The organism is Aurantimonas sp. A2-1-M11 (genome assembly GCF_036549475.1).
Classification (GTDB): domain Bacteria; phylum Pseudomonadota; class Alphaproteobacteria; order Rhizobiales; family Rhizobiaceae; genus Aurantimonas.
This window is the reverse complement of record NZ_JAZHLI010000026.1, coordinates 45,857-61,446: the sequence shown is the minus strand read 5'-3', so window position 1 is coordinate 61,446 and position 15,590 is coordinate 45,857. Positions and strand designations below refer to the sequence as shown.

16 protein-coding genes and 1 tRNA gene are annotated in these 15,590 nt (G+C 65.6%); 8 read left to right on the top strand and 9 right to left on the bottom strand.

What is annotated here, in order from left to right; translation table 11 throughout:
* On the top strand, nucleotides 1-110 hold a 110-nt coding region (locus VQ042_RS13560), incomplete at its 5' end, for a TIGR02186 family protein (RefSeq protein WP_331815843.1).
* Nucleotides 111-650: 540 nt separating this feature from the next.
* On the opposite strand, the gene VQ042_RS13555 is transcribed toward VQ042_RS13560, so the two are convergent.
* Entirely contained in the window at nucleotides 651-3,008 is a 2,358-nt protein-coding gene (locus tag VQ042_RS13555; RefSeq protein ID WP_331820089.1) for a 1-deoxy-D-xylulose-5-phosphate synthase N-terminal domain-containing protein, read from the bottom strand.
* Between the two features lie 118 nt (nucleotides 3,009-3,126).
* Between VQ042_RS13555 and VQ042_RS13550 the strand changes: the two genes are divergently transcribed.
* Together VQ042_RS13550 and VQ042_RS13545 are read left to right on the top strand one after the other, a co-directional pair.
* Entirely contained in the window at nucleotides 3,127-3,600 is a 474-nt protein-coding gene (locus VQ042_RS13550) for an Lrp/AsnC family transcriptional regulator (protein ID WP_331820087.1), read from the top strand.
* Complete coding sequence (locus VQ042_RS13545) at nucleotides 3,600-3,884, top strand: TRAP transporter large permease subunit (RefSeq protein WP_331820085.1); 285 nt, start codon at nucleotides 3,600-3,602, stop codon at nucleotides 3,882-3,884. Before VQ042_RS13550 ends, VQ042_RS13545 begins: the two co-directional genes overlap by 1 nt.
* Before the next feature lie 669 nt (nucleotides 3,885-4,553).
* On the opposite strand, the gene VQ042_RS13535 is transcribed toward VQ042_RS13545, so the two are convergent.
* The 5 genes from VQ042_RS13535 to VQ042_RS13515 form a co-directional block, all read right to left on the bottom strand.
* Nucleotides 4,554-4,823: a hypothetical protein gene (locus VQ042_RS13535; RefSeq protein WP_331820081.1), complete on the bottom strand. Its 270-nt coding sequence runs from the start codon at nucleotides 4,821-4,823 to the stop codon at nucleotides 4,554-4,556.
* A gap of 129 nt (nucleotides 4,824-4,952) precedes the next feature.
* Nucleotides 4,953-5,029 (bottom strand) — tRNA-Arg (locus tag VQ042_RS13530).
* A 153-nt stretch (nucleotides 5,030-5,182) separates the two neighbouring features.
* Nucleotides 5,183-6,727: a sensor histidine kinase gene (locus VQ042_RS13525; RefSeq protein ID WP_331820079.1), complete on the bottom strand. Its 1,545-nt coding sequence runs from the start codon at nucleotides 6,725-6,727 to the stop codon at nucleotides 5,183-5,185.
* A gap of 74 nt (nucleotides 6,728-6,801) precedes the next feature.
* Nucleotides 6,802-8,229, bottom strand: a complete 1,428-nt coding sequence (locus tag VQ042_RS13520; RefSeq protein WP_331820077.1) for a dihydrolipoyl dehydrogenase family protein — start codon at nucleotides 8,227-8,229, stop codon at nucleotides 6,802-6,804.
* Nucleotides 8,230-8,994: a TVP38/TMEM64 family protein gene (locus VQ042_RS13515; RefSeq protein ID WP_331820075.1), complete on the bottom strand. Its 765-nt coding sequence runs from the start codon at nucleotides 8,992-8,994 to the stop codon at nucleotides 8,230-8,232.
* Between the two features lie 326 nt (nucleotides 8,995-9,320).
* On the opposite strand from VQ042_RS13515, the gene rpmH reads away from it, so the two are divergent.
* The 5 genes from rpmH to yihA all read left to right on the top strand — a co-directional run bounded on the left by rpmH (nucleotide 9,321) and on the right by yihA (nucleotide 13,115).
* Nucleotides 9,321-9,455, top strand: a complete 135-nt coding sequence (rpmH, locus tag VQ042_RS13510) for a 50S ribosomal protein L34 (protein ID WP_024349338.1) — start codon at nucleotides 9,321-9,323, stop codon at nucleotides 9,453-9,455.
* 53 nt (nucleotides 9,456-9,508) lie between these two features.
* Nucleotides 9,509-9,883: a ribonuclease P protein component gene (rnpA, locus tag VQ042_RS13505; protein WP_442880084.1), complete on the top strand. Its 375-nt coding sequence runs from the start codon at nucleotides 9,509-9,511 to the stop codon at nucleotides 9,881-9,883.
* Nucleotides 9,883-11,712 (top strand): membrane protein insertase YidC, encoded by a 1,830-nt coding sequence (gene yidC, locus VQ042_RS13500; RefSeq protein ID WP_331820067.1) that lies wholly within the window; start codon nucleotides 9,883-9,885, stop codon nucleotides 11,710-11,712. The genes rnpA and yidC overlap by 1 nt, the downstream gene beginning before the upstream one ends.
* A gap of 81 nt (nucleotides 11,713-11,793) precedes the next feature.
* Nucleotides 11,794-12,432, top strand: coding sequence for a CatB-related O-acetyltransferase (locus tag VQ042_RS13495; RefSeq protein WP_331820099.1), 639 nt, complete (start codon nucleotides 11,794-11,796; stop codon nucleotides 12,430-12,432).
* 38 nt (nucleotides 12,433-12,470) lie between these two features.
* Nucleotides 12,471-13,115 (top strand): ribosome biogenesis GTP-binding protein YihA/YsxC, encoded by a 645-nt coding sequence (gene yihA, locus VQ042_RS13490; protein WP_331820097.1) that lies wholly within the window; start codon nucleotides 12,471-12,473, stop codon nucleotides 13,113-13,115.
* A 37-nt stretch (nucleotides 13,116-13,152) separates the two neighbouring features.
* On the opposite strand, the gene VQ042_RS13485 is transcribed toward yihA, so the two are convergent.
* From VQ042_RS13485 to hisD, 3 genes are all read right to left on the bottom strand, one after another.
* A complete protein-coding gene (locus VQ042_RS13485) occupies nucleotides 13,153-13,632 on the bottom strand; it encodes an arsenate-mycothiol transferase ArsC (protein ID WP_331820065.1) in 480 nt (159 codons plus the stop codon).
* 91 nt (nucleotides 13,633-13,723) lie between these two features.
* Entirely contained in the window at nucleotides 13,724-14,212 is a 489-nt protein-coding gene (locus tag VQ042_RS13480) for a UPF0262 family protein (RefSeq protein WP_331820063.1), read from the bottom strand.
* Nucleotides 14,213-14,219: 7 nt separating this feature from the next.
* Nucleotides 14,220-15,533 carry a histidinol dehydrogenase gene (hisD, locus tag VQ042_RS13475; RefSeq protein ID WP_331820061.1) on the bottom strand — a complete coding sequence of 438 codons (1,314 nt, stop codon included), beginning with the start codon at nucleotides 15,531-15,533 and terminating at the stop codon, nucleotides 14,220-14,222.
* Nucleotides 15,534-15,590: the final 57 nt, after the last annotated feature.

Sequence of the window (15,590 nt, the reverse complement as noted above, 5' to 3'; positions counted from 1 at the left end):
CCGTCGTCGACAAGTTCGCCCGCAACTACGGGTTTCTCTACGGCCTGTTCGCAGTGGGACTGGCGATCTTCATGGGCTGGTTCGGCCGTGTCGTCTTCAAGCGCGACTGACGCAGGCGCCGCGCGGGCCGCGTTGTGGCGCCCGCCGTACCCAGATTGACGCCTTTCACCTCCTTGAACTAACGGATCCAAATCCTGACGATGAACGGCTACAGCTATCGGTTCAAGCAGTCGTAGAGCCGCCGCCGTTCTGCACCGACACGCTCTGATAACGATGATCGCCTGCGCTTTCCTCTAGTCCCGCCGTCTGACAGCAGCGGGAAAAAAGAATCTCAGGGCCGCCACCGCAGCCGAGCCTGCCCGCCATAAGGCAAGCCATACTTGACCACTTCGCTCGCTCGCCGCCACCTGCACCGTTGCGGTGCCCACACTGCAATAGACTCCTGACGAAACCAAGTGAAAGTGACAAAGTAGTGCTAGCCGGCGTCGCCCATCCGACAGATTTACGTCGATAGATTCTCGTCCGTTTCGCCCTCGTAAGCGACCTCCTGCCGAACGTCGGTGTTAAAACTTATATCAAATCCCGGCACCTCCCGGTCGTCATGGGTTTGCTCGAGTTTAGTCAACCAAAGCGGCTCCGCGAATGTCGGGTCAGATCGCCTTACCGGCGGTTAGTTCTCCTACGGCTCGGACAATCGAGTGAGAATCGATCCCGAAATGCGCATAGAGGTCCCCGATCGTGCCGGTCTGGCCGAAATGTTCGACACCAAGCGGGATCGTCTTGTGCCCGGCAACCGATCCGAGCCAGGACAGTGTCAGGGGATGCCCGTCGATGACGGTGAGGAGCCGGCATTCACGCGGCAGTGCCGCGAACAGTTGCTCCACATGAGCGATCGCGCGTTTATTGCCGCGGGAGCGAACCCGCTGCGCCGCGAGCCAGCCGGCGTTCAGGCGATCGGCGGACGTGACAGCCAGAACGCCAATGTCACGGCGCCCTTCGCCAAGCATCCCCGCGGCTTGTATGGCTTCAGGTGCGACCGCCCCTTGATAGGCGATCACGACTTCCGCGTTCGGTCCCGGGGTCTTGAGCCAGTAGGCCCCGTCGATGGTACCCTGCCGGAACGCGTCGTCGGCGCGGGTCCCCGGTTGTCCAACTGGGTTCGTGGACAGGCGCAGATAGACTGAACCGCCGGTCTCGTCGCGCAGCCATGTTCGCTCGTCGAGATCATCCTTGCCGTCGCGCTGAAGATACTCGAAAGCCCATTCCATGATGACCGCGAGTTCGTCGGCAAACGCCGGTTCAAAGGCCGACAGCCCATCCTGGCTCATGCCGATCAGCGGCGTGCCGATCGATTGATGCGCGCCACCTTCGGGCGCGAGCGTGACGCCCGAAGGTGTACCGAAAATCATGAAGCGCGCATCCTGATAGCAGGCGTAATTAAGTGCATCCAAGCCGCGATTGACGAACGGATCGTAGACCGTGCCAATCGGGATCAACCTTTCACCGAGCAGTGAATGAGAGAGGCCCGCCGCGCCGAGCAGAAGGAAAAGGTTCATTTCCGCTATGCCGAGCTCGATATGCTGGCCCTCCGGCGCGAATTCCCATTTCGCCGTCGAGGGGATCTTGTGCTTGATGAACGCATCCGCCTGGTCGGCTCGCGCGAAGAGCTTGCGTCGGTTGACCCAGGCGCCAAGGCTGGTGGTGCCGGTCACGTCCGGAGACATGGTGACGATGCGTTGAGCCAGATCGCTGCTACCCTTGCCGATCTCGTCGAGTATCTTGCCGAAAGCCATCTGAGACGAGATCGTCCGATCGCCTGGGGGCGCGACGCGCGGCACAGTGATCTTGGCGCCGTCGAAACGTCGGCGCCCTTCGGCAAAGAACGAGACATCGCGCAGGAAGGCTTCAAGCGCGGGCGCATCCTTGACGGTCGCGAGCCGCTCCCATTCAGAACCTGCCGGCACGCCCATATGCTCCTGCCATTGGGCGAACTGGGTCTTGGTCATCAGCCCGCCGTGATTGTCCTTGTGACCGGCGATGGGGGTGCCCCACCCTTTGATCGTGTAGGCAAGGAAGCAGGTCGGGCTATCGTCGCGGACCGCGGCGAATGTCTCGGCCATGGTGGTGACGCAATTGCCGCCGAGGTTTTCCATGAGATCGGCGAGTTCCCGGTCGTTCCGCCGGTCGATCAGGGCCGAGACGTCCCCCTGATCGCCGAGATCGTTCATCAGCCGCTTGCGCCAGACCGCGCCGCCCATGAAGGTTAGAGCCGCATACTCCTGGTTCGAGCAGGCGTCGATCCAGTCGCGAAGCTTGGTGCCGCCCGGTTCCTCGAAGGCCGAGCGCTGCAGAGCCCCGTACTTCACCCGGACGACATTCCAGCCGAAGACCGCGAAGATCTTTTCGATCCTTTCGAAGAGCCCCTCGCGGACGATCCCGTCGAGGGATTGCCGGTTGTAGTCGATGATCCACCAGCAATTACGCAGGTCGTTCTTCCAGCCTTCCTGCAAAGCCTCGTAGACATTCCCCTCGTCGAGTTCGGCATCGCCGACAAGTGCCACCATGCGCCCGAGCGGCCTGTCGGCGGCCCAGTTCTTCGCCTGGACGTAATCCTGGACGATGGACGCAAAGCTGGTAATAGCGACGCCCAGCCCGACCGAGCCCGTGGAGAAATCGACGTCGTCGGTGTCCTTGGTCCGACTGGGATAGCTCTGCGCGCCACCGAAGCCGCGAAAGGCCTCCAGCTTGTCGCGGGTCTGATTACCCATCAGATACTGCATCGCGTGGAAGACCGGCGAGGCGTGCGGCTTTACCGCGACCCGATCTTCCGGCCGAAGCGCCGAGAAATAGAGCGCCGTCAGGATCGAGACCATAGAGGCCGAGGAGGCCTGGTGACCGCCGACCTTGATCCCGTCCACCTTTGGCCGGACGTGATTGGCGTGGTGGATCATCCAGTGCGATAGCCAAAGGAGGCGTTGCTCGATCGTCTTCAGATGCAGAACTGTCATTTCACGCTCCTTCCACAGCACGAGTACCTATAGCGGCGAAACCGCAGCGATTGATTGCGGATCGCGCCAGGATTGGCCTATCAGTGGAAGAAATAACGCGGCCTCACGGGCAGACGTAGTGAAAATAGCTCAACTTGACCGTTTCGATGTCCAGATCCTTCGTACGCTCGCGGCGGATGGCCGAATGTCCGTCCTAGAGTTGAGCGAGCGAGTGGGACTCAGCCCGACACCGGTGTCTCGCCGGCTGCACCGTCTGGAAGAGCGCGGGATCATCACCGGCTACTCGGCGCGGATCGACGAAGCAGCCCTGGGGTTCAACGTGACGGTTTTCGTTTCGGTGCAACTCGACAAGCAGGTGGACGACGCGCTGGCACGGTTCGAATCCGCCATTCGGGGGTTTCCCGAGGTCATGGATTGCTGGCTCATGACCGGCAACCGCGACTACCTGCTCCGCGTCGTCACGACGAGCCTGGGCAGCTTCGAGTCCTTCCTGACGGGGCAGTTGACGAAGGTGCCCGGCGTGGCAAACATCGAAAGTTCAATCCCGATCCGCCGCGTCAAGTCCGCTGCTGCCCCGCCGATAGAAATGTGATGTTCGGGCTGACGGTGTGCGCAAGACAATTGGCGACAGCAAGTCCTATGGCACGAGGCATCTCGGGATCGGCTACTGCGGATACCGCGTCGATTGGCGCGATAATGATACCTGCGATGAAACGGCAGGGCTACGACAGCGATTTTACGGTCGCTTTAACGGCATGCTCGTCCACCTGCGGTCCGATTATTCCCCCAAGTATCACACTGAGGCTTCTGCGGTGGCGGTTGTCTATGCGCTGTTCGTCGGAATGTTTGTCTATCGTGATCTTTCACCAAGGCTGAGAGCACGCCTGTCACGCGACACGATCAAGAACCGCCGCTCCATCCATGACCGTCCGGCCGAGGTCGAGGATCGCCGACAAGTCGGGCACGAGGCGTTTTCCCGCGGGGAGGACGGGCCTCGGAAACGCGGCCCCTCGAGCGGCCGCGGCTTGTCGCCGGAGGAGCGGCGAGAGCTGGACGTCAACGTCAGGCGGGCGACGGCCAAGGCGCTGTCCGGATCAGTGAACAAGCTGACCTTGATTGGCATCGTGACCAAGCCCCCCACCGTCAAGCGCACTGGCATCATCGACGTGCTTTTTGACATGGCGACCTGGGAAGCTGGCTTTGTGTCGGGTGACGTCACCCATCACTCTGTTAGCGTGAAGGACGAGCGGTTGTTTGAACTCGTCGAGAACGGGGTGTCGCCCGGAACCCGGGGCTTCGTCGAGGGCACGCTGCGCAGAGCCGGCGCCATAGCCTCGCTGGGGATGAGTCGGTTCTGACAGCAACGGGCCAGGGGCGTGTCCGCCGGCCTTCGAGTATAGCCGCGAGTTCCAGGCTCGGGCAGCCGAGGAACTGGCCCTGCTGCCGGAGGGATCGCTGATCGCGGAAATGGTGAGCGATTACGCTGTCATGCGCGACCAGGCGAGGGCCTGTGAATCGCGCAGCGCGGTCAGCAAGGTCGCTCGATCACCACGGTGCTGGGTTCATGGCCTTGAAGGGGAAACAACCCTTCCGCTCAGGATCGACGTGCGTTGTAGTCGCCGGTCTCGATTTGAAGTTCTTCAGTTCGTAGCCAGATCGACAGGCTTCATTGGCCTTCTCCGTCGCTTCAAGGCGTTCGGCCAGTTTTCCCGCTCGCTCGCCGGACCGCCGAAGCAAACACCCCGCCGCGACGTGGCCGATCAGCATGTAGCCGGAACCTTCGTCGGCAGAGGATCGGAAGGAGCGAATCGTCAAGAGCGAATTTTCGCAGATCGTGGCAATCTGAAGCGGCTCAAGCCGCGATTGCGGTGACCATAAAGTGACCACGCCGGCAGGAGTGTCCCGCGCTGTGATCAGAAGTTATAGCAGTTTCAGACATTTAGTTGGTGCGCCCGAAAGGATTCGAACCTCTGACCCCCAGATTCGTAGTCTGGTGCTCTATCCAGCTGAGCTACGGGCGCATCCGACAGGGGCCGCGTCTGCCGCCCTCTCGTGACGGGGTTCGTACCCCCTCGATCGGGCGAATGCAAGTCGTGCGGGAAGGCTTTTTTCGGAACGCTTCGCGGCGTCGGGGATGGCCTGCCTGGGCGGGCGGCGGGCGCAGACCTGCGGCCTCAGCGTTCGGCGGGCTCGGATTCCCGCGCTGCCGGTTCGTGCGCAGGCGGCGCCGGTTCGAGGGCGGACGCATGGCGGGTCGCGGGGCTGCTGCCGGGGAGGCGGATCTCGAATCGCGTTCCCGAGGCATTGGTCTCGGCCAGGCGAATCGTGCCGCCATGGGCTTCCACAATCTCCGCGGCAATGGCCAGGCCGAGGCCGGTGCCTCCCGTGCGCGAGGAACCCTTGAAGGCGCGGAAGAGATTTTCCCGGGCGCGCGTGGGCAGGCCCGGCCCGGTATCGTCGACCGCGATCACGACGTCCTTGGCCGACCCCGTCGCGGCGGACACGGTGATGCGCCGGACCAGCGACGGCAGGTCGTCCTCCTCGGTCTCCAGCGCCTGGGCGGCGTTGCGGCAGAGATTCAGGAGCACCCGGTGCAACTGGTCGAGATCGGCATCGACCTCCATGGCGGGATCGACCGCATTGACGATCTCGATCGGCGACCCGGGCGCGATGGTCAGCATCTGGAAGACGTCGTCGACCAGCTGCTTCAGCCGGATCCGGCGCTTCACCGGAACCGTCTCGACGGCGCGGCCATAGGAGAGCACCGACTGGGTGTAGTTCAGTGCGCGGTCGAGGCTGCGCAGCAGCATCGGCGCGACGCGCTGTACCCGCGGGTCGTTCACGGTCGCCAGACGATCGGAGATCATCTGCGCCGAAGCCAGGATGTTGCGCAGATCGTGGTTGATCTTGGACACGGCGAGGCCGAGATCGGCCAGGTGCCGCTGTTCGCGCAGGGTCTCGGCGAGGCGGGACTGCACGTCGGCCAGCTCGGCCTCGGCGACGCCGATCTCGTCGTCGCGCCCGCTCGGACGGATGATCCGGCCCGGATCGGACGGCTGTTCGGCAAATCTCACCATCGCATGGGTCATCGCCTGGATCGGACGGACCAGATAGGCGCTGATGGCGGCATATACGAGCAATGCCGCAAAGCTGGCGATGGCCAGCGAAAGGAGAAGGATGTTGCGGGAATAGACCAGCATGGCGCGGCGCAGCGGCGCTTCCGACATCACCATCTCGGCCATCATGGATCCGTCGCCGACGGGGCCCGAGATCCGCATGGTGCGGTTGCCGCCGAAGAGCAGCGTGTCGAAGGCGCCGGTGACCATGGTGACCGGGTTGCGGTCGGCGAGATCGATCTGCAGGTCGACGGTTTCCAGCCGGTCGTCCCGGGCGATCAGCCGGGACGCGTCGCCTTCGATGATGGCCACCAGCATGGCGTCCAGCGCGCGCAGGAGCTTTGCCGCCTCGTCCGGGGACAGGGCGGCAGCCTCTTCCCCGCCGTCGCGTCCGCGCGAGGCCAGGCCCGCGACCGCCACGGAGGCGACCCGGGCCGACAGCCATTCCTCGCGGAAATTGGCGATCGAGGGCACGAAGATCAGCACTTCCGCCAGCATGACGGCCAGCATGGTGATGATCAGCAGGCGGTTGGAAATGCGTTGCCGCACGGTCGGCACGCGAGGCGTGGCGCCATCCTGGGGGCTCTTCTCCGTCGGCGGCACGTCGCGGTCTGTCCTTTCGCTGCAGGTCGGTCGCCGCTCCGGTCGTCCGGTGGCCGGAGCGGCAACCGATCCGGTCAGCCGAACCGACGCAGGAAGGCGACGGCGCGGCGAACCAGCGGTCGCCGCGTATAGGGCTGATAGTAGGCGGTGGCCGCCCGTTTGCCAATTTCCGACAAGGTGGGGTAGGGCGAGACGAAGTCACGCAGAGCGGCGACCGTGAGGCCGCGACCAACCGCCACGGACAGCAGGTTGGTGATCTCCCCGGCCTGGACTCCCACCACGCCGGCGCCGAGGATCTTGCCGCGGCGCCCGATGACGAGTTTCAGGAGTCCCTCGGTCCGGCGCTCGGTCTGGGCCCGGTCGTTTTCGGCATAGGGCCAGCGCAGGATCTCGACCTTGATGCCGCGCGCCGTCGCCTCGGCCTCCGTCAGCCCGACCTGGCCGATCTCGGGATCGGTGAAGGTGACATGCGGCAACCTGTCGTGGTCCGTGCGGACCGGCAGACGAAAGAGCAGCGCCCGGATTACGAGGCCGGCATGGTAATTGGCCACATGGGTGAATTGCGGCCCACCGGCGATGTCACCGATGGCGTAGGCGCGGCAGTTGCTGGTGCGCAGATCCGCGCCGACCTTGATACCGCGCGGGTCATGCTCGATGCCGGCCGCCTCCAGCCCCAGCCCGTCGACATTGGCTGAGCGTCCGACCGCCAGCAGGAGATGGCTGCCTTCCAGCGTCCGCGGCTCGCCGTCAGCGGGGTCTATGGTCAGACGCACACCGCCCTCGTGCCTCTCGGCGCGCACCACCTTCGTATCCTCCAGAAGCGTCACGCCATCCCGGCGCAGGGCGGCGATGGCGATGGCGGTGAGTTCGGGATCGTCCCGGCCGAGCGCCTTGCTGCCCTCGACGACCGTGACCTGCGAGCCGAGCCGGCGATGGGCCTGGGCCATTTCCATGCCGATCGGGCCGGCGCCGACGATCAGGAGGTGGTCCGGCCGCTCGCGCAGGGCGAAGATCGTCTCGTTGGTCAGATACGGCGTCTCGGCGATGCCGTCGATGGGGGGAACGAGGGCCGATGAGCCGGTCGCGATGACGAAACGGCGTGGCCGGATCAACTGGCCGCCGGCCGAGACGGTGCGGGGATCGACGAAGGTCGCGTCGGCCCTGATCACGGTGACGCTGAGGCTCTCGAAGCGCTCCACCGAATCATTGGGGGCGATGGCGGCGATCACCGCCGCGACATGATCCTTGACCGCCGAAAAATCGACGACCGGGTCGCCGGCCGAGATGCCGAAGGCCGGGGCCTCGCGGATGACGCTGGCATGCTTGCCGGCTGCGATCAGCGCCTTGGACGGAACGCAGCCATAGTTCAGGCAGTCGCCGCCCATCTTGCCGCGTTCGACGAGCACCACGGGTACGCCGAAGGCAGCGGCCGCAGCCGCCGTCGTCAGGCCGCCGGAGCCCGCGCCGATGACGCAGATGTCGGGGGTCAGGATCTCAGCCATTCAGTCTCCTTCGCCCCCGTCCAGCGGTGCCGGCGTGGGCCGGCGAAAGAAGGTCTTCTTCAGGATCAGCCCGAGGATGGCGAGCGCTGCCAGTCCCGCAAGGCCGATGGTCATTTCGGTGGTCACCAGGTTTGCGATCTCGACCTCGCCGCTGGCGACATTGGCCAGGGCCTGGTTCAGGCCGCTGCCCAGAAAGGCATAGACCATCGCGCCGGGTATGATGCCGAGAAAGGTGGCGGCGACATAGGTCCGCAGCGACACCTCGAAGAAGGCCGGCGCGACATTGACCGCCAGGAAAGGCAGGACCGGCGTCAGCCTGAGCACGAGCAGATAGGCGAATGCGTCGTCGCGAAAGCCGTCGGCGAAGCGCCGGATGGCGCCGCCCGCGCGCCGCCGCAGCAGGTCGCCGAACGCATGGCGTGCGGCGAGGAAGATCGCCGTCGCGCCGATCGTCGCGCCGATGACGGCCAGGACACCGCCGAGAAGCCAGCCGAACAGGAAGCCGCCGGCGATGGTCACGATCGCGGCGGCTGGAAAGGCGAAGGCGACAAGCACGGCATAGAGCGTGACGAAGCCGAGCGAGGCGAGCACGACATGCAGGGAGACAAAGTTGCGCAGGCGCTCGCGGCTGTCGAGAAAGACGTCGAGGGAAAGGTAGGTGTGCAGCCTGAACATATAGGCGAGGATCAGGCCGACCACGATCACCGCCACGGGGAGGTAGCGGGCGAGCTGGGGCCGGGTTCTCGCGCTGGCTTGCGTTTTCATGGATCGTCCGATTCACCTGCTGGCGCGGCTCCGGCCGCCACGCGTCGCTGCGACAAGCCCTGCAACATCGCGCGGGTCGTGGCAAACCGGAAGGGCGATGACGCAGACGTGGCCGTGATCACGCCCTGTTGAGCAGGGCGCCGGCGATGGCGCGTGCCAAAGTTCGCCGCCTCGGTGATTGACTTTTCCCGCCTATCCTTCCTATAACCCCGCACACGAGCGGGCGGCGTTCCGCGCGACGGATAGTTGCGTGCAGCGCTCGGTACCGCGAACCCAGTTTCCGGAACACATGAAGGGCCCGTGCCACCAGGTGCGGGGGTGAAACGATGAAGCGCACTTATCAGCCGTCCCGGCTCGTCCGCAAACGCCGCCACGGTTTCCGTTCGCGTATGGCTACCAAGGGTGGCCAGAAGGTCATTGCCGCCCGTCGCGCACGTGGCCGCAAGCGGCTGTCGGCCTGACATCAGAGGTGAGCCTGTCGCGGCCCGGCGAGATGCCCAAGGCTGTCGGCAGGATGACCAAGCGCGCGGAATTTCTCGCCGCGCGCCGGGGCCGCCGCCTGAACGGCCCGGCTTTCTTCATAGAGGCTCTGGACCGCGGCGACGACGGTCCGCCCCGACTTGGTCTGACGGTGACCAAGAAGGTCGGCAACGCCGTGGTCCGCAACCGGATCCGGCGACGGCTGCGCGAAGCGATTCGCCTGCATGCGAAGGCTGACATGGCGTCGGGGATCGACTATGTGGTCGTCGCGCGCCGCGATGTCCTGGCCTTGCCCTTCGCGGAACTCAAGGACGAGTTGTCCCGCCGGGTGGCCAGGATGAAGCGGCCGCAGCGTGACACGGCCATAACGGAACGGCGCCCGTCGAAGCGTCCATCGGGGTCTGACTGATGCAAAACAACCGCAACTTCCTGATCGCCATGATCCTGTCGATCGGGGTGCTGGTCGGGTGGCAGTTCCTGGTGGTCAGCCCGCGGATGGAGGCCCAGCGCCTCGCGAATGAAGCGGCCCAGACGGCTGCGCCCCAGGACGGCGGCGTGCTGCAGACCCCGCAGACTCCCGCCGGAACGCCGCAGGACAATGTCGCGGCACCGGCCGGCCGCGAAAGCGTCGTGTCGGGGCAGAGCGCGATGCCGGCGACGGCCGAGACCCGCGAACAGGCCCTGGCGGCCGGCGATCGCATCGCCATCGACACGCCGGCCCTGTCGGGTTCGATCAACCTGGCCGGCGCGCGTCTCGACGATCTGCGCCTCAAGAACTACCACGAGACGGTCGACGACGAGTCGCCGACCATCGTCCTGCTTTCCCCCGAGCGGCTGCCGTCGGGCTATTTCGCCGAGTTCGGCTATCTGGGCCGCGATGCCGGCGACCTGCCGGGGCCGAGCACGGTCTGGGAGGCCTCGGGCAACCAGACGCTGACCCCGGACAGTCCCGTCACGCTGACCACGACGAATGGCGCGGGCGTCACATTCGAGCGGCAGATCTTGGTCGACGACCGGTTCATGTTCACCGTCGAGGACACGATCCGCAACGACGCGGCGACGCCGCTGACATTGTCGTCCTACGGTCGGGTGACGCGCTATTCCAAGCCGGAGGTCGCATCGGTCTTCGTGCTCTTCGAGGGGCTGATCGGCGTCTTCGGCGACGACGGCCTCTCAGAGGTCAAGTTCTCGACGATCGAGGACGACCTGCGCTACACGCCGCCGAAGGCCTCCAGCGGCTGGCTCGGCATCACCGACAAGTACTGGGCGACGACGCTGGTGCCGGAAGCCGGCCGCCCCTTCGAGTCGCGCTTCCTCTACATGACGGACGGCCGCCCGCACTATCAGACCGAATATGTCGCCGACCCGCTGACCGTGGCGCCGGGTGCGACCGTGACCAACGTCTCGCGCACCTTCGCCGGCGCCAAGGTGGTCAGCGACATCGACAGCTATGAAGAGCTCTACGAGATCCGCCAGTTCGGACAGCTGATCGACTGGGGCTGGTTCTATTTCATCACCCGGCCGATGTTCCACGCCCTTGATTGGCTCTACAGCGTCATCGGCAATTTCGGCGTGGCGATCCTGGCGGTCACCGTGGGCCTGAAGCTTATCTTCTTCCCGCTGGCCAACAAGTCGTACAAGTCGATGGCACGCATGAAGAACATGCAGCCGAAGATTGTCGAGATGCGCGAGCGCTTCAAGGACGACAAGCAGAAGCAGCAACAGGAGATGATGCGGATCTACAAGGAGGAGAAGATCAATCCGGCGGCAGGCTGCTGGCCGATCCTGATCCAGATCCCCGTGTTCTTCGCGCTCTACAAGGTGCTGTATGTGACGATCGAGATGCGTCATGCACCGTTCTTCGGCTGGATCCAGGATCTGGCCGCGCCGGATCCGACCAGCATCTTCAACCTGTTCGGGCTGATCCCGATGGACCTGCCGAGCCTGCTGATCGTCGGCGTGTGGCCGATCCTGATGGGCATCACGATGTTCATCCAGATGCAGCTCAATCCGACGCCGCCGGATCCCACGCAGCAGATGATCTTCACCTGGATGCCGGTGATCTTCACCTTCATGCTCGCCTCGTTCCCGGCCGGCCTGGTGATCTACTGGACCTGGAACAACTTCCTGTCGGTGATCCAGCAGTCGGTGATCATGAAGCGCAACGGCACCAAGATCGAGCTGTGGGACAACATGCGAGGCATGTTCCGACGAAAGGAAAAGCCCTCCGAGGGCTGAGCATGCATCACGTGCGGCGCGGGTTCCGGACCGCCCGTGCGTGAACATGCCGCCAACGGCGCCGAGCCGCGAGGACGGATCATGCACGGACCCGATCCGCACGACCCGCATCCGATGGCCGGGCAGCCGCGCGTCGGTTTCCTGAAGCCGCTGGTCGACCATCCCCAGATCGAGATCGGCGACTACACCTATTACGACGACCCGGACGGACCCGAGCATTTCGTCGAGGCCTGCGTCGGCCATCTCTATCCCTTCATCGGGGACCGGCTGGTGATCGGGCGGTTCTGTGCCATTGCCCGCGGCGTGTCCTTCGTGATGAACGGCGCCAACCACGCGATGGGCGGGATCTCGACCTATCCGTTCCAGATCTTCGGCCATGGCTGGGAGGCGGGCTTCGACGCCCGCACCGTCCTCGATGCGGTCAAGGGTGACACGCGGATCGGCAACGACGTGTGGATCGGCGAAAAGGCCACCATCATGCCGGGTGTCACGATCGGCGATGGCGCCATCGTGGCGGCCCATGCGGTGGTGACCCGCGACGTGCCCTCCTATGGGGTGGTCGGGGGCAATCCGGCGCGGCTGATCCGCCAGCGCTACGACGAAGCGAGCGTCCGGCGATTGCTGGCCATCGCATGGTGGGACTGGCCGGTCGAAAGAATCAGTCGCAATCTCGCGCTGATCCGCGGCGACGACATAGGCGCGCTGGAAAAGGCTGAATGACCATGGACCAGGACATGACCGACGACGCCGAGGCCAACATGCCGCCGCCGCCCGCTGCCGCGCATTTCTTCGCGCAGCCATGGGTCTTCGTGCGCGGCGTGCCGGCGATGAAGTTCCTGCCGCCCGAGGGGCCGCCGGAGATCGCCTTTGCGGGCCGCTCGAATGTCGGCAAGTCGTCGCTGATCAACGCACTGCTCAGCCAGAAAGGCCTGGCGCGGACCTCGAACACGCCGGGCCGTACCCAGGAGCTGAATTTCTTCGTGCCGGACGGCTATGGCGGCGAGACCGCCGAGCTGCCGCCGATCGCGGTGGTGGACATGCCGGGCTACGGCTATGCCAAGGCGCCCAAGGAGCATGTGGACGCCTGGACGCGGCTGGTCTTCTCGTATCTGCGCGGCCGCGCCAGCCTGAAGCGGGTGTTCCTGCTCATCGACGCACGGCACGGCATCAAGAAGAACGACGAGGAGGTGATGGGCCTGCTCGACAAGGCCGCCGTCTCCTACCAGATCGTGCTGACCAAGACCGACAAGATCAAGGTGACAGGCGTGCCGAAGCTGGTCGAGGCGACGGCGCTCGGCATCAAGCGCCACCCGGCGGCCTTTCCGCGCATCCTGTCGACCTCGTCGGAAAAGGGCGTCGGGCTCGACGAGCTGAAGGCCGAGATCGCCGCACTGGCCGAGTAGGGCTAGTCTGCACCGTCTCGGCGGCAGTGCTGGCTGCTCAACTCGCCGTCCCCGCCGCGCTGTCCCTGCCGGGCAGGAGACGCTTGCGGATGTGGTCCTCGATCCGGGTGCAGACCGCGCGGTAGGCATCCAGGATCTGCTCGCGGCTGCCGGTCGCCACGGACGGATCGGGCATCGGCCAGAATTCGACGTCCACCGAGGCCGTGCCGGTCGCGTCGAGGACGGCGTGGTGGGCTTCCGGCGCCATGGTGACGATCAGGTCGAAATAGCTGTCCTCCAGATCCTCCAGCCGCTGCGGCCGGCGATCGCCGAGACTGAGCCCCTTTTCGGCGAGGACGTTGTCGACGAACGGATCGCGCCGGCCGTCGCGAACGCCGGCGGACGCCACATAGACCGATTGCGGCAGCAGCGAGCGCGCCAGGGCCTCGGCCATGGGCGAGCGAATAGCGTTCATGCCGCAGACGAAAAGCACCGACGAGATGCGGCGCTTGTCGTCGGTGTCGTCCGCCTGGCTCATCTGCCGATCTCCCTCATCGGGGAGAGGGGGCACGCAAGTCCGCCGACCTGACCATGCCCGGATGCCGTCGCTCGCCGCGCCATGGCAGGGATCAACTCCGCCAGTGGAGGACGCAGATCAGGGTGAACAGCCGCCGCGCCGTGTCCAGATCGACCTCGATCTTGCCCTTCAGCCGCTCCATCAGGGTCTGCGACCCGTCATTGTGGATCCCGCGACGGCCCATGTCGATTGCCTCGATATGCTGGGGCGTGGCCGAGCGGATAGCCTCGTAATAGCTGTCGCAGATCAGGAAGTAGTCCTTGATCACACGCCGGAAGGGCGTCAGCGACAGGATGTGGGCGACCAGCGGTGCATCGTCCTCGTCCCGGATGTCGAAGACCAGCCGCTTGTCGGCCAGGGACAGCTTCAGCTTGAAGCGCCCGCCCTTCGGCGCGCCGACCGGGTTGAAGACGTTCTCCTCGATCAGGTCGAAGATCGCCACCGCGCGCTCGTGCTCGACGTCGGGCGTCGCCCGCCCGATCGTGTCGTCGAGCTCGACGTCGATCAGGTGGCCGTCGCCTGTGCCGTCCGCGTCGCTCATGCCGCCCTCAAAGGTTCAGCCGGATCGCGACCGACCGGCCATGGGCGTCGAGGCCCTCGACCCGGGCGAGTTGGATCGCGGCCGGACCCAGCTGGCGCAGCTGGTCGGGTCCCAGCCTGAGGATGGAGGTGCGCTTGACGAAATCGAGCACCGACAGGCCCGACGAGAACCGTGCCGAGCGGGCGGTCGGCAGGACGTGGTTGGAGCCGCCGACATAGTCGCCGATCACCTCCGGCGTGTGCCGGCCGAGGAAGACGGCGCCGGCATGGCGCAGCCTGGCGAACATCGCCTCCGGATCGTCGACGGCGATCTCCAGATGCTCCGGTGCAATGCGGTCGGACAGGGACGGCGCCTCGTCGAGGGACGCGACGAGGATGATGGCGCCATGGTCGCGCCAGCTCGCCGCAGCCGTGGCGGCCCGCGACAGGGTTTTCAGCTGCCGCTCGACGGCGGCCTCGACCGCATCGGCGAAGCCGGCATCGTCGGTGATCAGGATCGACTGGGCGGCCGCGTCGTGCTCGGCCTGGCTGAGAAGATCGGCGGCGATCCAGTCGGGATCGTTCTGGCCATCGGAAATGATCAGGATTTCGGACGGACCGGCAATCATGTCGATGCCGACGGTGCCGAACACCTGCCGCTTGGCGGCAGCCACATAGGCGTTGCCGGGGCCGACGATCTTGGCCACGGGTGCGATCGTCTCGGTGCCATAGGCGAAGGCCGCGACCGCCTGGGCGCCGCCGAGCCGGTAGATCTCGTCGACGCCGCAGATCTTCGCGGCCGCGAGCACCAGCGGGTTCAGGACGCCGCGCATGGCCGGCACGGTCATGGCGATGCGCTCGACGCCGGCGACCCTGGCCGGCACCGCATTCATCAGGACAGAGGACGGATAGCTTGCCTGGCCGCCCGGAACGTAGAGCCCGACCGAATCCACCGCCGTCCAGCGGCTGCCGAGTTCGACGCCGATCGCGTCGACATAGCGGTCGTCGGCCGGCATTTGGCGGGCGTGGTGGCTGGAGATGCGATCATGCGCCATCGTAAGCGCGGCGAGGGTCTCGGGGGGCGTGGCCGCATGGGCGGCGTCGATCTCGTCCTGCCCGACCCGAAGCACGGCCGGCGTCAGGTCGAGCCCGTCCAGCTGCCGCGTCAGTTCGATCAGGGCCGCGTCGCCCTCCTCGCGCACGCGGGCGATGATCTGGCGGACGGCGGCATCGACATCGTCCGCCTGCTCGCGCTTGGCGCCAAGCAGGGCACGAAACTCCGCCTCGAAACCGGCGTCGTCGGTATTGAGCCTCGACGGCACTCTGCGAACCCCTTCCGTCATAGTCGTCGGCTGCCGCCGCCGATCCCGCATGCCCCGCAATGCGGTGCGCGCCGCTCG

What these genes read in the sequence shown, in the direction of transcription:
- VQ042_RS13555 (WP_331820089.1), bottom strand. Translation starts at nt 3,008, where the DNA reads ATGACAGTTCTGCATCTGAAGACGATCGAGCAACGCCTCCTTTGGCTA.
- VQ042_RS13545 (WP_331820085.1), top strand. Translation starts at nt 3,600, where the DNA reads ATGTTCGGGCTGACGGTGTGCGCAAGACAATTGGCGACAGCAAGTCCT.
- VQ042_RS13520 (WP_331820077.1), bottom strand. Translation starts at nt 8,229, where the DNA reads ATGGCTGAGATCCTGACCCCCGACATCTGCGTCATCGGCGCGGGCTCC.
- VQ042_RS13515 (WP_331820075.1), bottom strand. Translation starts at nt 8,994, where the DNA reads ATGAAAACGCAAGCCAGCGCGAGAACCCGGCCCCAGCTCGCCCGCTAC.
- rpmH (WP_024349338.1), top strand. Translation starts at nt 9,321, where the DNA reads ATGAAGCGCACTTATCAGCCGTCCCGGCTCGTCCGCAAACGCCGCCAC.
- rnpA (WP_442880084.1), top strand. Translation starts at nt 9,509, where the DNA reads ATGACCAAGCGCGCGGAATTTCTCGCCGCGCGCCGGGGCCGCCGCCTG.
- yidC (WP_331820067.1), top strand. Translation starts at nt 9,883, where the DNA reads ATGCAAAACAACCGCAACTTCCTGATCGCCATGATCCTGTCGATCGGG.
- VQ042_RS13495 (WP_331820099.1), top strand. Translation starts at nt 11,794, where the DNA reads ATGCACGGACCCGATCCGCACGACCCGCATCCGATGGCCGGGCAGCCG.
- yihA (WP_331820097.1), top strand. Translation starts at nt 12,471, where the DNA reads ATGCCGCCGCCGCCCGCTGCCGCGCATTTCTTCGCGCAGCCATGGGTC.
- VQ042_RS13485 (WP_331820065.1), bottom strand. Translation starts at nt 13,632, where the DNA reads ATGAGCCAGGCGGACGACACCGACGACAAGCGCCGCATCTCGTCGGTG.
- VQ042_RS13480 (WP_331820063.1), bottom strand. Translation starts at nt 14,212, where the DNA reads ATGAGCGACGCGGACGGCACAGGCGACGGCCACCTGATCGACGTCGAG.
- hisD (WP_331820061.1), bottom strand. Translation starts at nt 15,533, where the DNA reads ATGACGGAAGGGGTTCGCAGAGTGCCGTCGAGGCTCAATACCGACGAC.